The sequence below is a fragment of the Bacteroides sp. Marseille-P3684 genome (assembly GCF_900291465.1).
Lineage (GTDB): Bacteria > Bacteroidota > Bacteroidia > Bacteroidales > Bacteroidaceae > Phocaeicola_A.
The window spans coordinates 2861803-2878013 of the sequence record NZ_LT985808.1; the positions used below are offsets into that span (position 1 = coordinate 2861803).

13 protein-coding genes and 1 pseudogene are annotated in these 16211 nt (G+C 50.6%); 8 read left to right on the forward strand and 6 right to left on the reverse strand.

The features are described 5' to 3' along the window. Positions 1-95: 95 nt before the first annotated feature. The 3 genes and pseudogenes from ltrA to C8275_RS14875 form a co-directional block, all read right to left on the reverse strand. The gene (gene ltrA / locus C8275_RS11290; RefSeq protein ID WP_106485168.1) at positions 96-1502 is read right to left on the reverse strand and encodes a group II intron reverse transcriptase/maturase; all 1407 of its coding nucleotides are present in this window, start codon (positions 1500-1502) and stop codon (positions 96-98) included. A 460-nt stretch (positions 1503-1962) separates the two neighbouring features. Beyond that, positions 1963-3744 carry a fimbrillin family protein gene (locus C8275_RS11295; RefSeq protein WP_234395756.1) on the reverse strand — a complete coding sequence of 594 codons (1782 nt, stop codon included), beginning with the start codon at positions 3742-3744 and terminating at the stop codon, positions 1963-1965. A 49-nt stretch (positions 3745-3793) separates the two neighbouring features. Next, positions 3794-3922: pseudogene (locus tag C8275_RS14875) on the reverse strand (NTP pyrophosphohydrolase); the annotation flags it as partial. A gap of 47 nt (positions 3923-3969) precedes the next feature. Here C8275_RS14875 and C8275_RS11305 point away from each other — a divergent pair. The 3 genes from C8275_RS11305 to C8275_RS11315 all read left to right on the forward strand — a co-directional run bounded on the left by C8275_RS11305 (position 3970) and on the right by C8275_RS11315 (position 6385). Further along, a complete protein-coding gene (locus C8275_RS11305) occupies positions 3970-4176 on the forward strand; it encodes an HTH domain-containing protein (RefSeq protein ID WP_234395813.1) in 207 nt (68 codons plus the stop codon). Between the two features lie 29 nt (positions 4177-4205). Beyond that, on the forward strand, positions 4206-5237 hold the full coding sequence (locus C8275_RS11310) for a hypothetical protein (protein WP_106485171.1): 1032 nt from the start codon (positions 4206-4208) through the stop codon (positions 5235-5237). A 152-nt stretch (positions 5238-5389) separates the two neighbouring features. Continuing rightward, the gene (locus tag C8275_RS11315) at positions 5390-6385 is read left to right on the forward strand and encodes a hypothetical protein (protein WP_106485172.1); all 996 of its coding nucleotides are present in this window, start codon (positions 5390-5392) and stop codon (positions 6383-6385) included. 52 nt (positions 6386-6437) lie between these two features. Here C8275_RS11315 and C8275_RS11320 read toward each other — a convergent pair whose 3' ends face one another. Beyond that, entirely contained in the window at positions 6438-8216 is a 1779-nt protein-coding gene (locus tag C8275_RS11320) for a fimbrillin family protein (RefSeq protein ID WP_234395757.1), read from the reverse strand. A gap of 49 nt (positions 8217-8265) precedes the next feature. Further along, a complete protein-coding gene (locus tag C8275_RS11325; RefSeq protein WP_106485174.1) occupies positions 8266-8802 on the reverse strand; it encodes an NUDIX domain-containing protein in 537 nt (178 codons plus the stop codon). A 755-nt stretch (positions 8803-9557) separates the two neighbouring features. Between C8275_RS11325 and C8275_RS11330 the strand changes: the two genes are divergently transcribed. The 5 genes from C8275_RS11330 (at position 9558) to C8275_RS11350 (ending at position 14594) form a co-directional block, all read left to right on the forward strand. After that, positions 9558-9887 carry an MGMT family protein gene (locus C8275_RS11330; RefSeq protein ID WP_106485175.1) on the forward strand — a complete coding sequence of 110 codons (330 nt, stop codon included), beginning with the start codon at positions 9558-9560 and terminating at the stop codon, positions 9885-9887. A gap of 619 nt (positions 9888-10506) precedes the next feature. Then, entirely contained in the window at positions 10507-11370 is an 864-nt protein-coding gene (locus tag C8275_RS14995) for a DUF3078 domain-containing protein (protein WP_369861219.1), read from the forward strand. Between the two features lie 12 nt (positions 11371-11382). Beyond that, positions 11383-12579 (forward strand): threonine ammonia-lyase, encoded by a 1197-nt coding sequence (gene ilvA / locus C8275_RS11340; RefSeq protein WP_022383444.1) that lies wholly within the window; start codon positions 11383-11385, stop codon positions 12577-12579. Positions 12580-12654: 75 nt separating this feature from the next. Further along, the gene (gene ettA, locus C8275_RS11345; protein ID WP_106485177.1) at positions 12655-14343 is read left to right on the forward strand and encodes an energy-dependent translational throttle protein EttA; all 1689 of its coding nucleotides are present in this window, start codon (positions 12655-12657) and stop codon (positions 14341-14343) included. Beyond that, complete coding sequence (locus tag C8275_RS11350) at positions 14343-14594, forward strand: hypothetical protein (protein WP_106485178.1); 252 nt, start codon at positions 14343-14345, stop codon at positions 14592-14594. Before ettA ends, C8275_RS11350 begins: the two co-directional genes overlap by 1 nt. A 257-nt stretch (positions 14595-14851) precedes the next feature. On the opposite strand, the gene nhaA is transcribed toward C8275_RS11350, so the two are convergent. Continuing rightward, a complete protein-coding gene (gene nhaA, locus C8275_RS11355) occupies positions 14852-16186 on the reverse strand; it encodes a Na+/H+ antiporter NhaA (protein ID WP_234395758.1) in 1335 nt (444 codons plus the stop codon). Between the last annotated feature and the right edge of the window lie 25 nt (positions 16187-16211).

Genomic DNA, 16211 nt, shown 5'->3' on the forward strand with positions numbered 1-16211 from the left:
AAATCGAGTAGGAGGAAAACGAAGTGATTTTCTTCCTACTTTCGTTTTCCGACCTCTCCCACCACCACGCATGCGGTTCCGCACGTGGCGGTTCTTTATTTAGGATACCATTTGAGATACTCCTCATAAAGGGTTGGATACCCGGCAATTTTTAGTCGTTCGTTAGTCATAGAACTGTGTGTTATCCAACTGTCAGCAATACGCCAGTACCCCAGTCGAGTATAACCCCATTCATAAGCTTTCCTCTTAGGGATTCCACATCGAATCAGATTTGATATTCTCGTCTTTGGGTTTTTCCAAGATTTCCATATACACATTCGTATGCGACGTCGTAACCATTCGTCTGTTTCAAGGAGAAGACGTTTCATGTTGGCAAGGTGGTAATATCCTATCCACCCTCTTATGTACTCCTTGAGTTTTTGTTTCCTACGTTCATAACCCATTCCGTTGCTACGACCTGTCAGTTCTTTCAAACGGGACTTCATCCTCGCTTTGGATTTGGGATGGACGTATAATTCAAATTTACCTTTGGAGTTATAAAAGGAATAACCTAAGTATTTGACACCTTTGACATATGAGACTGTTGTCTTTTCCTTGTTTACTCTAAGATGAAGTTTACCCTCTATGAATCGGGTAATGGATTCCTTGGTCTGTTTCGCCGCACTTTTACTTCGGCAGAATATCATTGAATCATCAGCATACCGAACAAAAAGATGACCTCTTCGGGTTAGTTCCTTGTCGAGTTCATTAAGCATGATATTACTTAACAGGGGACTTAATGGACCACCTTGAGGAGTGCCTTCGTTGCTCGCATCAAACATACCATGATTCAGGATTCCGCTGCGGAGATATTTGTGTATAAGACTCACCACTCTTCCATCCTTTATTGTACGGCTCAGTATTTCTATCAGACGACTGTGGCATACTGTATCGAAGAATCGCTCGAGGTCAAGGTCTACTACATATTTGTAACCTGAGTTGACGATGTCTTTCGCTCTGCGTAATGCATCATGGCAGCCACGTCTCGGACGGAAACCGAAACTGTTTCGGCTAAACTGAGCTTCGTAGATGGGGGTTAGTACTTGGTTGATGGCTTGCTGTATCAGTCGGTCTACAACGGTCGGTATTCCTAACTGTCGCATCTTGCCGTTATCCTTAGGGATTTCCACTCTAAGGACAGGATTGGGACGGTAACTACCCTCAAGCAGAGAGTATATCAAGCTTTTCTTGTTGGCGAGGAGCCATGCGAAAAGTTCGTCACATGACATCTTGTCGATACCGCCACACCCTTTGTTTCTGACTACAGTCTTATAAGACTTATTCAGATTCTCGGGTGAAAGAATAACTTCCAGAAGATGCTCTCTGTCAAATGGCACTTCCACGACATTGTCTTCAACCATCCATATGAAGGTCTGCGCTCCCACATACCATTCAGATTCCGTCTTAGCTCTCTGAGGGCAGCCTACAACTTCAGTTCCAGTTTTGTGCATTCGTTCCAACATACGGTAGTTTTCTATTATTATCGTTTAAATAAAGTTCTGTCCTTCACAAACTTATCGACACGTTTGCTACTATGACATCTGCTGACTTCTCACGACAAGCTTTACTCCGCTGATTTCGATTTTTTCACTATTCTCATGCGTCCGTGAGACCTCCTCGGATAAGGGTATTAACTTTCCATCTTATGTCCGCTTCATTTACACCAACCGTTCCGAATAGCTATAGGGCTTTGACTTGTTTTGCAGCCTTACCCACGGTCATATGCCTTGTATGAAGTTTCTGTTCGTCAGACCAGATGTTTGCCGCAAGCTTCCTTCAGATTCCACCTCACGATGGACACCCTTGCTATTGGCTGTATGATTCCCGCTATTAGGGCTCATTAGGGACTTGCACCCGTTAGCTAATACTCATGCCGAGCGTACAAAACATCCCCTGTCGTTAATTACGACAGGGGATATTTGCTTATCTCCAGCTATATAGGGAAATAGCTAGATAGTTTGTTGTTTGGTCATATACATCATCCTCATAGTTTCGATTAAAAAGGAAATCAGCGTCCTGGCGTAGCAATACCCATTTATCGCTTCCTTCAGCTTTCCAATAAAGATGAAGCCTAGGGGCAGCATATCCAACTCCGTTGTTTTTATTTTTAGGCTCTAATCTTCCCTTCGGAATCAAAATCTCCATCTTACCTTTCCAGTATCGAGTGCCGTTTGGAATATCGATAGAAGTTGTTCCTATCACTTCGTTCCATTCGATATCATTTTCTGTATTCTTATGCTTAGTACTTGGACGGTAAGAGTTAGACTTCAACTTGAACTCACGCTCCCAACGTGCCTGAATTTCACCATGTAAGGCACCTTCCCCTTTGTTGGAAATAGTATAAATCAAGTTCCAAGGAGAACCATCCGGGACTGAGTTGACCAAAAACCAATTAAATTCTGTCCCCTCGACCTGCATCATCCGGAGAGCCGGCAGGTTATTCGGTGCCGGAGGAAGTACCTCGTACATCCATTCCTCCTGCGTGCTCCCGTTTTCATAATCCACCGCCATGAACCACGAGCTCTCTCCCTTCTTCTGAAATAGCGGAACCAATTCGTACATCCCGGGAGACACAGTCACATAGCATTGGATACATTTTCCATCCCATTGTCCTGACTTTACCTGGATATCTATAGGCTGGTATTGCTCGACAATCCGTCCGTTCTGCATCAGTACAAAACGCAGCTTGCCCTCAAAAGAGCACCATCCGGTCCAATACAAACCAAACACTTTGCCCTCATTCTGGTAACAGTCGTAACCGTATTGGGTATAGTTCGGATGTATCGTCACTTCATCCTCTCCACACTCCCGTATCTGAATCTCGTCCGTATTGCCGTACTTTCCCCAGTACTCCACATCGATGGGTACATCCTCCATGTATACCGGGGCGTTGTACATGCCCTTCAGGTTGAACGTATAGGTGTAGATATACCCGGCTTTCCACTCGTGCTTTGCCGGAATCTCGTAGCTGCACCGGTGACCGTCCACATCAAAGCTCACCGTATAGCCGTAGCAGGAGACTGTCGGGAACACGACCGCCTCGTTCATCACAGGTGATGCGTCGTTGAGGAGGTAGTTTCCACCTGCCGGGATGCTTCCCGTGTTCCCTTCCTGGACCACGCTGCCGTCTGTAGCATCGAGCCGTCCCCGAGTCCTTATGCCCGAGATGGTGACGTTCTCCACCTTTCCCTGTCCCATGTATTCGTCCTTCATGACCTTGATACGCACAAGGCTCAGGGCATGCTTCATCGTAAGCGCTGCCGTGGGCACCTGCTTCGTCACCCTTGCCGTCCCGTACAGGCAGTCCTCCTGCCGGGTAAGGTCCACGGGAATCTCCCGGTAATCCGTCACCGATGCACTGTAAGGGAAGTACGCCGTGACGTTCATGTCGCCCTTGACCGGTGCGTTGCCGCCCGCCTTCCATTCGTTCCCGTCATAGGCAAAGCTGACGTTCGAGCTGACGGCACCTCCGCCGTTGTCCCTGGTGAACACGCCCATCGTATGTCCGACCTGGAACGCTTCCACAATAGCCCTTGTCTTCATTGCGTCAAGAGTAGGTCTGACAGTGAGCATGATGTCCTTCGCCTCCGCAGGCTTTTCGTTCGGTGTCACTACCGGCGGTTCGTTTATCACCGGTTCCTCATTGGAACATGCCAGGAACATCCCCAGGCATACCACACAACTGATGTATTTAAATGTCTCCATAACTTGAAATGGCTGGTTGTGCTGTAAAGATACAAGCTATTATGGATTTTTACACCCTCTCGGAAGCATCTTTTTGCAAGACTGACTCCAGCCGTCTCCATTCATCTTCAAAATTCGGAGTGAACACTCCCTGTCCCAGGTTGGTACGTATTTCCTCGGCGGTCCAGAAACGTCCGCCGCCTGTCCATCCTCCATGACCTGATAAGGAGCCAGGACACGGGCGGAATCCGTGACCTTGCCGTGCGCCTGCATGTGAGCGAGCGCACGGTGCGCAATTACATCGACGAGCTGAAGTCCCTCGGCGCCTCCGTAAGCTTCAGCCGGAACAAGAACAGCTACTGCTATGTGAGGGACTTCGAGCTGAAGCTGACGTTCGAAGTCTCGATAGACGGTGTTCCGTCCACCCTACAGGCTGTACACAGCAACAAATAAAATCCATGTTAAACAAATCTTTTAATCGTATGAAAACAAAACTGATGCTGTTGGTAGTCCTGGCGACAATATTCGCAGGCTGCCAGAAAGAGGAAAGTGAACTTCGAGGTCCGGACGGTCGTGAATCCGCCTCCGGCGTGCGTGTAGTGATTGACGGCGAGAAGGCTCTCCGTACGGAGACAACCCGTGCCGGAGGAACGAAGGTGTATTTTGAAGGAGGATACGCAACCGGTGCTGGGTTGTATGATACGAAAAATACACCTATTGTTGAAGCCCATCCAGATGAAGGCTATGAAGTGGACTATTTTTATGGAGGTCCGCAGAATGAGCCAAAGAGGTATGATTATGCTAAAAGTGATTCGGCTTCCTTTGGTGTTGATTTATCCAGAGGCGACCACCTCTTCCATTGCGGATTCAAGAAGTATGAAGGTCCGAAGCTGAAACTCCGTGCTGTGCCGGAAGAGGGAGGTGTATTGGAGATTGTAGGGAAGATTCCAACGACTGGAGAGTACAAGGTTGTCGCCACTCCTAATGAGGGTTATGGATTCGGAGGTGCATGGAGAATCGCGTCCGGAGATGCAGGAATTACGTTAAACATGAAAAGAGAAGTCCATGTGAAGATGAACACTTCGACAAGTGTACTGGAAGCTCTGTTCGGGCGTAATTCAAGTGAAACGGGACCATCAAAGCCCGGCACAATCAACGTAACCGTACTCGTGACAGGTGCCAATGACTCCAATGTCTCTTTCTCCTTGGAACTTAAGGACAATACGGGTAAAACACCCTATAGAGACCGGGTTGCCCGTGGTTCTAATTTCTATAACGATTATACATTCTCTAACGCTCCTAGGTCGGGTAACTTGTACTTGAGTGAGTTCCGCACGATTCATTACACTCCAGATATATATACAGTCAAGGATGTCACTGTAACCAATTGTGGCGGTACGCTGACCTATAAATGGGCTCCGGGATTTAATCATGATGGTATTCTCCTGTTTGAGTCTGAAACGGATGTATTCATCACTATCGATATCGACCGTAAAATTATGCCAATGCCATAACCTAGTGTTTGTACGGTCCGATGACCGCTTCTAGTCTATCACGCTTCTCTTTCCCGGGTGAGGTAATTTGATTGCCAAAGCCCGGGAATCCTATTACTACGGCGTGGTGTTTTATAAACATGAGACCAATAACCCTAAAACACATAAAACAAATGAAAACAAAATGGTTAATGCTGTTGGCGGTCCTGGTGACGATGTTCACAGGCTGCCAAAAAGAAGAAAATGGATTTCAATCTACTGACGGTCGTGAATCCGCATCCGGCGTGCGTGTGGTGATTGACGGCGAAAAGGCTCTCCGTACGGAGACGACCCGTGCCGGAGAAACGAAAGTGTATTTTGAAGGAGGATACGCTACCGGTGCTGGGCTGTATGATACAAACAATAGACCTATTGTAGCAGCCCATCCGGATGATGGATATGAAGTGGATTACTTCTATGGAGGTCCACAGAATGAGCCAAAGATGTATGATTATGCAAAGAGCGATTCAACCTCCTTTAAAGTTGATTTACGCAAAGGAGACCACCTCTTCCACTGCGGCTTCAAGAAGAAACAGCAGCTAACCTTAACTGTACAGGCTGACCCATATGAAGGAGGAATGATTTCACTTGATGGAATGTCTTTCTTTAGAGAACGTTCTAGGAAAATATACAGTGGAGAAAAATGGTTCATTCAAGCTGTTCCTTCAGAAGGATATAAATTTGTCGGATGGAATGTTTTGGAAGGAGATGTAGTGATTGATAATTTCAGAAGTGCCAGCACGCTGATTACCATGAAACATGCCAACACAAAGGTTTCTGCCCGATTTGTCAAGAAGGAATATGTTACAATCAATCTGTCATTTAACCTGCAATTCGGTGCTTTCGTCAATGTGATTGACAATACCAATCATGTAAGCAAACAATTCGATGGTGCGAAAGGAAGCTTCCAAGTAGAAAAGGGAGCAAATGTTACAGTTCGTGTGAATCCGGGTTCCATAAAGGACGGTGGTCAACTGTACCCAACAGCCCAAGTAGATGACATTACAGTCTGGGGTAATAACGGACGTGGTAGCATCATTGCCAGCTCACACGGATGGACTGTGAACTTTACAGCCGATAGTAACTCCAAAGTACTTATACACTGTAAATTTGGGAAACCTATAAACTAATCACTCATATTAAAAGCATCCCCTGTCGTTAATTGCGACAGGGGATGTTTGCTTATCTCCAGCTATATAGGGAAATAGCTAGATAGTTTGTTGTTTGGTCATATACATCATCCTCATAGTTTCGATTAAAAAGGAAATCAGCGTCCTGGCGTAGCAATACCCATTTATCGCTTCCTTCAGCTTTCCAATAAAGGTGAAGCCTAGGGGCAGCATATCCAACTCCGTTACGTTTGGGTTCTAATCTTCCCTTCGGAATCAAAATCTCCATCTTACCTTTCCAGTATCGAGTGCCGTTTGGAATATCAATAGAAGTTGTGCCTATCATTTCGTTCCATTCGGTATCGTTTTCGGTCCCTTTTGTATAGCGGTCGCTCGGTCGGTAGGAGTTAGACTTGAGCTTATACTCACGCTCCCAACGTGCCTGAATTTCACCACGTAAAGCACCTTCCCCTTTGTTGGAAATGGTATAAATCAAGTTCCAAGGAGAACCATCCGGGACTGAGTTAACCAAAAACCAATTAAATTCTGTCCCCTCGACCTGCATCATCCGGAGTGCTGGCAGGTTATCCGGTGCCGGGGGAAGAATCTCGTACATCCATTCCTCCTGCGTGCTTCCATTCTCATAATCCACCGCCATGAACCATGAGCTTTCTCCCTTCTTCTGAAATAGCGGGACCAATTCATACATTCCGGGAGATGCAGTTACATAGCATTGGATATGTTCACCATTCCATTGTCCTTCCTTCACTTGGATATCTTTCGATTGGTACTGCTCGACAATCCGTCCGTTCTGCATCAATACAAAACGCAGCTTGCCCTCGAAAGAGCACCATCCGGTCCATGTAACTCCGAAGACCTTACCTTCATTCTGGTAACAATCGTAACCATACCAAGTGAAATTCGGTCGTATCGTCACTTCATCCTCTCCACACTCCCGTATCTGAATCTCGTCCGTATTGCCGTACTTTCCCCAGTACTCTACATCGATGGGTACATCCTCCATGTATACCGGAGCGTTGTACATACCCTTCAGGTTGAACGTATAGGTGTAGATATACCCAGCTTTCCACTCGTGCTTTGCCGGAATCTCGTAGCTGCACCGGTGACCGTCCACATCAAAGCTCACCGTATAGCCGTAGCAGGAGACTGTCGGGAACACGACCGCCTCGTTCATCACAGGTGATGCGTCGTTGAGGAGGTAGTTTCCACCTGCCGGGATGCTTCCCGTGTTCCCTTCCTGGACCACGCTGCCGTCTGTGGCATCGAGCCGTCCCCGAGTCCTTATGCCCGAGATGGTGACGTTCTCCACCTTTCCCTGTCCCATGTATTCGTCCTTCATGACCTTGATACGCACGAGACTCAGGGCATGCTTCATCGTGAGCGCTGCCGTGGGCACCTGCTTCGTCACCCTTGCCGTCCCGTACAGGCAATCCTCCTGCCTGGTAAGGTCCACGGGAATCTCCCGGTAATCCGTCACCGATGCGCTGTAAGGGAAGTACGCCGTGACGTTCATGTCGCCCTTGACCGGCGCGTTGCCGCCCGCCTTCCATTCGTTTCCGTCATAGGCAAAGCTGACGTTCGAGCTGACGGCACCTCCGCCGTTGTCCCTGGTGAACACACCCATCGTATGTCCGACCTGGAACGCTTCCACAATAGCCCTTGTCTTCATCGCGTCAAGAGTAGGTCTGACAGTGAGCATGATGTCCTTCGCTTCCGCAGGCTTTTCGTTCGGTGTCACTACCGGCGGTTCGTTTATCACCGGTTCCTCATTGGAACATGCCAGGAACATCCCCAGGCATACCACACAACTAATGTATTTAAATGTCTCCATAACTTGAAATGGCTGGTTGTGCTGTAAAGATACAAGCTATTATGGATTTTTACACCCTCTCGGAAGCATCTTTTTGCAAGACTGACTCCAGCCGTCTCCATTCATCTTCAAAATTCGGGGTGAACACTCCCTGTCCCAGGTTGGTACGTATTTCCTCGGCGGTCCAGAAACGTCCGCCATCCAGTTCTTCACTCGGACGGATTTCTCCCTCATACACCGTACGGAAGCTGTAGACCAGTTCGCGTTCGCGTGTGGACTCAAACACGTAGCGGTAGAGTTGCTCGGGCACAAATTCCGTGATACCCAGTTCTTCACGTGCTTCACGCCGCAAGGCACGGTCGACATTTTCTCCCAGGTCGACATGCCCTCCGACGGACGTATCCCAGCGTCCCGGCTGGATGTCTTTCCATAGCGGACGCTTCTGCAGGAAAAGCTCTCCCCGACTGTTCATCACATGCAGATGGACAACCGGATGAAGCTTCATGCTTCCATTGTGGCACTCACCGCGTGTGGCGGCATCGAGGATGTTCCCTTCCTCGTCAACAACGGGAAAGAGTTCTTCGTTATTATCATGTGGTGTAGTCATAGCAACGGACAATTTTGTCTGCAAAGGTAAAGATTTGACCGTAATCTGAAGCTATTTTTAAGAGACAACGTATATCACGGAGTAATTACAGGAATAAAGAAAAGTAAACAGCACGAACCTATCCGCCACCCATTTCCAACATCCTGTCAAACAGAAAGCATATTCAGGCGTTTGCCTGACACTATTTCGGGAATCGCCTCTTTTCGCTAACTCATACTTTTCAAAATCGGCGCAAACTGGAGAGGGAATGCTAAAACAAATTAACGTTCGCCTCAAGTTAAGCCTTCGTTTTTAGAAAACTATACATTTCGTTTTCGAAAAACAGACAAAACGTGCCCGGAACAATATTGTTTCGCGAGCCAAACAATATTGTTTGACGCGTCAAACACATTAGTTTCATGCCTCAAACACTATTGTTTCGTGCCCGGAAGTCAAATCTTTGGAAAACGAAAGTAAGAAATTGTGAGTTTCGTTCTCCAGAAGAAGGGCGCTGTCAACAAATCGGAAGGTAGCATCCTGCACCAGCATATCAGATATCAGGTGTCAAAAAGGCAACTCCGTACGTCCTCCAAGATGCATGCGAACGGCATCAAACGGAGATCGGTATCAATGTGAATTTGGCAAATCGCCTGAGAATGCCACGGAATCCACCAATCCGTATTTTGGTGCGAGGGAAGGCACTGTGGAGCGGTTCATTTGACATTTTGACAAATTGGCCCTATCTTCGTCCGTCAGTTTTTCAAACACTGGAAACAATGAAGGCAGATATTGAATCATTCAGACAAACCGTATACGCCATCGTAGCGTCCATACCATCGGGAAAAGTAATGAGCTACGGACAGATAGCCTGGCTGGCAGGAATGCCCCGACATGCCCGGCTCGTGGGACGCATACTGGGCGAAGTCCCGGCATCGCTCAACCTGCCCTGTCATCGTGTGGTCAACAGTCAGGGACGAACGGCTCCGCACTGGCACGAACAGGCCGACAGGCTGCACGCGGAAGGGGTCCTCTTCCGCCCGAACGGATGTGTCGACCTGAAACGATGCGGGTGGGACCTGAACACCGAGGTTGGCAACCCCGACTGAAACACCTGCAACATGACACGGGAAGCGCGGGTTCGTTGTGATTTTATAAGGAAATTCCATCCATTTATCGTACCTTTGCCCATCAAACGTAAACGCATGTGTGATTATGAAAATTAGATTACTACTATGGGGGCTTCTACTCTTCTTTGTCTTTGACACTTCGCAAGCCCAACGGTTGAATCCCCGGCAACGATACAACCGGAACTATTTTAAGAATGTGGTAAAAGCCTATTCGGACTATCTGGATAAAAAGACGGCACAATACTGGCTGCCGGACTCCACCGGACGGGTTTACCAGCCAAACGTCGAAATCAATCCCATCTATTATCGTCTGTTTACCCCGGTCACCGTCTATCATTCGACGGTGTTGCGCGCCATGAACGGACAGCTCACCGACTCACTGATGGTGGACAGCACCGAAGAGACGCAGGAAGACGCATTGCTTCCCGTCCGCATGGCACGCATCGAGCAGGATGAAGACATCACACACGCCATGGACAAGGCGTTGGTCTACACCTACCTGAATCACCCGACGCTGGTCCGCCAGACGGAAGACAAAGTGAGGTCCCAGCACGTGTTCAAGGAAGGCATCATGCCGGACAGCCCACGCCGTCAGCGGATGACCGACCTGATCAAGGAACCGAACTGGAACGACCCGGGGGTCAACCAGAACCTGGTCATCCGGAAGCCGAACTTCTGGAAACATTCGGCAAGCGCCTCCCTGCAATTCACACAGAACTACATATCGAGCAACTGGTACAAAGGTGGTGAGAGCAACAACACGATGCTCTCGGGACTGGACATCAGCCTGAACTATGATGACAAGCAACGCATCCAGTTTGACAACCGCCTGGAGTGGAAACTGGGCTTTACCACCTCACGCTCCGACACCGTACACAAATACAAGACCAATACCGACCTGATCCGTCTGACCTCCAAATTCGGCATCAAGGCATTCTCCTCCTGGTACTACACCGTACAGACGGAACTCTCCACCCAGCTCTTCGGCAACTACAAGACCAACAGCCACGAAGTGAACTCCAGCTTCCTGGCTCCGGGCTATCTGAAGGTGGACCTCGGTATGGACTTCAAGAAAAACCTGAAGAACCTGACATTCTCAGCTGTCATATCCCCTCTGTCCTACAAACTGACGTATGTGGGTGATGATGATGTCGATGAGACCAAGTTCGGAGTCGAAGAGGGCAAACGTTCCAAGAACGACCTGGGTTCGAACCTGCAAATCAACTCCAAATGGACCATCCTCTCCAACATCACCTGGGAGACACGTCTCTCCTACTTCACCACCTACGAACGTGCGGAAGCCGAATGGGAGAACACCTTCAACTTCCAGCTGAACCGCTACCTGTCGACCAAGCTGTTCGTACATGCACGCTTCGATGACGGGGTGGAACGGGATGAGGATAACGACAGCTTCTTCCAGTTGAGCGAGCTGCTCAGCTTCGGCTTGAGTTATAGTTTTTAAACCTCATATACAATGTTGACATTAGACAATATTTACAGAGCATCTTATGTATTGAAAGAAGTAATCCGCCGTACCGACCTCATCAAGGCTCCCTCCATCAACCCGGGGAGTGAAATCTACCTGAAGCCTGAGAACCTGCAGGTGACAGGCTCGTTCAAGGTACGCGGTGCCTACTACAAAATCTCACAACTGACCGACGAAGAAAAGGCAAAGGGCGTCATCGCATGCTCGGCTGGCAACCATGCACAAGGAGTCGCACTGGCTGCCACACACAGCGGCATCAAGTCGCTCATCTGTCTCCCCGAAGGAGCTCCCATCAGCAAGGTGGAAGCCACCCGGCACCTGGGTGCAGACATCTGCCTGGTAAAGGGTGTCTACGACGATGCTTACCAACGTGCCATGCAACTGCGCGACGAAATGGGTTACACCTTCGTACATCCTTTTGACGATGAACTTGTCATCGCCGGACAAGGCACCATCGGTCTGGAACTGCTCGAACAATTGCCTGATGTCGACAATGTGATTGTTCCTATTGGCGGCGGTGGACTGATCAGTGGAGTCGCCTATGCCATCAAGAGCCTCAACCCCTCGGTGAAAGTGTATGGCGTACAGGCCAGCGGTGCACCGAGCATGGTGCAGAGTTTCGAGAAGCACCACATCGAGTGCCTGCCGTCCGTCTCGACCATTGCGGACGGAATCGCCGTGAAGGAGCCGGGCGAACATACCTTTGACCTATGTGAAAAGTATGTCGACGGCATCGTCACCGTCAGCGAAGACGAAATCTGTGCAGCCATCCTGGCACTGATGGAACAGCAGAAGCTCATCGCCGAAGGAGCCGGAGCGGTATCGGTTGCGGCAGCCATGTTCAACAAAGTTCCCGTCGAAGGGAAAAAGACCATTTGCCTGGTGAGCGGCGGAAACATCGACGTGACCATCCTGAGCCGGGTCATCAACCGTGGTCTGACAAAGAGCGGCAGGAACTGCGTCCTGACACTGGAACTGATCGACAAGCCGGGACAGCTCATGCGCGTGGCACAGGTCATCGCCCAGCATGGAGCCAACATCCTGTCGTCGCACCATGAACGAAACGGGGAGAATGCCAACGTCAACGCCTGCACCCTCCGTGTCGTCATGGAAACACGCAACGCCGAGCACGTGGAGGAAATCCGCAAAGCCCTGCTGGCTGACGGCTTCCGCATCCTCGACTGACGGAAACCGAAGAAGCGGTGCGTCACGACCGCCCCGAAACCTGCAAACCAAAGAAAAACTCAAAAACCCAACAATATGGCAGACGATAAAAAAATCATTTTCTCGATGGTAGGCGTAAGCAAAGCCTTCCAGCAGAACAAACAGGTTTTAAAGAACATCTACCTATCCTTCTTCTACGGAGCCAAAATCGGCATCATCGGTCTGAACGGTTCCGGAAAGTCCACGTTGCTCAAAATCATTGCCGGACTGGACAAGAGCTACCAGGGCGAAGTGGTCTTCTCACCGGGCTACAGCGTGGGCTACCTGCCCCAGGAACCGCAGCTGGACAACACGAAGACCGTGAAGGAAGTGGTCATGGAGGGAGTGCAGCCCATCGTGGACGTACTCACGGAGTATGAAGAAATCAACAACAAGTTCGGCTTGCCGGAGTACTACGAGAACCCGGAAAAGATGGACGCGCTCTTTGCCCGTCAGGCAGAACTGCAGGACAAGATTGATGCCACCGACGCCTGGAACCTCGACAGCAAGCTGGAGCGTGCCATGGATGCCCTGCGCTGTCCGCCTGAAGACCAGCCGGTCGCCAACCTCTCAGGAGGAGAGCGTCGCCGTGTCGCCCTGTGCCGTCTGCTGTTGCAGAAGCCTGACATCCTCCTGCTGGACGAGCCGACCAACCACCTCGATGCCGAATCCATCGACTGGCTCGAGCAGCACCTGCAACAATACGAGGGAACCGTCATCGCCGTGACACACGACCGCTACTTCCTCGACGACGTGGCAGGCTGGATACTGGAGCTCGACCGTGGCGAAGGCATCCCTTGGAAGGGTAACTACTCCAGCTGGCTGGAACAGAAGACACGGCGCATGGAGCTGGAGGAAAAGACTGCCAGCAAACGCCGCAAGACACTGGAACGCGAGTTGGAATGGGTACGCATGGCACCCAAGGCACGTCAGGCGAAGGGAAAAGCCCGTCTGAACTCCTACGACAAGCTCCTCAATGAGGACCAGAAGGAGAAGGAAGAGAAGCTCGAAATCTTCATTCCCAACGGTCCGCGTCTGGGAAACAAGGTCATCGAAGCCCACGGCGTGCGCAAGGCTTATGGCGACAAGCTGCTGTTCGACAACCTGGAGTTCAGCCTTCCGCCTAACGGCATCGTCGGCGTGATTGGTCCGAACGGAGCCGGAAAGACTACCCTATTCCGCCTCATCATGGGACTGGAAACCCCTGACGCGGGAACGTTCGAAGTGGGAGAAACCGTCAAGCTCGCCTACGTGGACCAGCAACACAAGGACATCGACCCCAACAAGAGCGTCTACCAGGTCATCAGCGGAGGCAACGAACTGATACGCATGGGCAACCGTGACGTGAATGCACGTGCCTACCTGTCGCGCTTCAACTTCTCCGGTGCAGACCAGGAAAAGCTCTGCGGCGTGCTGTCAGGTGGCGAGCGGAACCGCCTCCACCTTGCCATGGCGCTGAAGGAAGAGGGCAACGTGCTCCTGCTCGACGAGCCGACCAATGACATTGACGTGAACACCCTGCGTGCCCTGGAAGAAGGTCTGGAGGAGTTTGCCGGATGTGCGGTAGTCATCAGCCACGACCGCTGGTTCCTCGACCGTATCTGTACACACATCCTGGCATTTGAGGGCGACTCCAAAGTGTTCTACTTCGAAGGCTCCTATTCCGAATACGAAGAGAACAAGATGAAACGTCTCGGCAAGGAAGAGCCGAAGCGCATCCGTTACCGCAAACTGATGGAAGACTGATGGAAGAAAAGATAACCAAGGAATTTATCGACGGACTTCTGCAATGGGGACAGGAGCGGCTCGACAAGGGAGACTACCCGAAGGAGACGGTACGGGTCAATGTCTCACACAGCATCCCTGATTGCCACGTCTACATCGATGCCATGGTGCATACGCTGGCATTGCATTGGGAGAACCCGCTGTTCCGCCCCATGGTGGAGGAGTTCGACGAGTTCCGGCATTTGCTGACGGACCATCCGGCTGCCTCCTGACCCGTCATACGGCAGAGTAGCCGGAGGGTCCGCAACGGAAGCAACACTTATTGCTCCGACAAGTACGGATTCATGCCGGTACATGTACGGCTTAGACCGACCAAAGTATTATACTTAGGGGGTCTAAGTATTATACTTTGCCTGCCTAAGTATAATACTTTGCCTCATCTATCCGTCACTTGGACGGAATACATGTACAGGATAGTCCGGGCAATACTCCCGGTACTGCATCTGACAAAGGTGTGTCAACAGGAACCTCATGTTCCCGCTGACGCACCTTCTTGCTTTGGCAGGACATACCGCAGCACGACGTAGCCCAGCACGCCGGCCAGTACGGTGCCGACCAACACGCCAAGCTTTGCCTGGTTGAGCAGGACCTCGTCGGTCTCCCCGAAGGACAAGTTGGCAATGAAAAGCGAGACGGTGAATCCGATACCGCCCAACAGCGACACACCTGCCACATTCTGCCAGTTCATCCCTTGCGGAAGAGCCGTCACACGGCTGCGTACGGCCAGCCAGGTGAACAGGTAGATGCCGACGGACTTGCCCAGCACCAGACCGATGACGATGGCATAGGTCACCGGACCTGCAACAGCTCCTTCCGCCCCCGACAGGGTGATTCCGGCATTGGCAAAGGCAAAGAGCGGCATGATGAGGTAGTTGACCATGCCGTGCATGCGGTCTTCCATGAACTGGAGGGGAGAGATGACCCGGTCGGAAGCCGACTCGATGCTCTTCAGGATATCAATCTGATTGGGAGTGAGCAGGATGCTGCTCTTGTCGAAATGGGGGAACTCGGCTACGTTCTCACGGATGCGCGCGATGTACTTCTTCACATTCAGACATGGTATGGAGGGGATGGTGAAGGCGACCAGTACGCCGGCAATCGTCGCATGTACACCTGACTGCAGGAACAGGTACCACACCACGATGCCCGCCCAACAGTAGAACGTCCGCGACATGACCCGCATCCGGTTGGCAACCGCCAGCAACAGCAACACTCCCAGTGCACCCAGCAAATAAGCCGCATCGAGATGAGAGGTATAGCCGAAAGCAATCACCAGGATACCGCCAATATCGTCGACCACCGCAAAGGCAGTCAGGAAGATTTTCAGGCTGAGCGGAACACGCTTTCCGAAAAGGCTGAGCACTCCCAGCGAGAAAGCGATGTCCGTTGCCATGGGGATGGCCAGACCGTCGGCTGCCGGTGTACCCGCCGTCAGGGCAAAATAGAGCAGCACGGGAATCAGCATACCACCCACAGCGGCAATGATGGGCAACAGAGCCTGACGAAGACTGGAGAGCTCACCCACCAGCACCTCGCGCTTGATTTCCAGTCCGACGGAGAAAAAGAAGACCGCCATCAGGGCGTCATTGATGAACGCCATCAACGTGAGCGGCTCTCCGTGATGGCTGAACAGGTTGAAACTGCCTACCTGCAACGAGACAGGGTGACTCCAGAAGGCGTGATAGGCATCCGCCCAGGGAGAGTTGGCAACTACCATGGCAAGCACGGCAACAATCATCAGCACCATACCACCGTTGACGCGGTGTTTCAGGAAACTCAGGAATGAGTAATCGAAAGTTTTCATAATTGGATTGTTCATGTTCATTGTC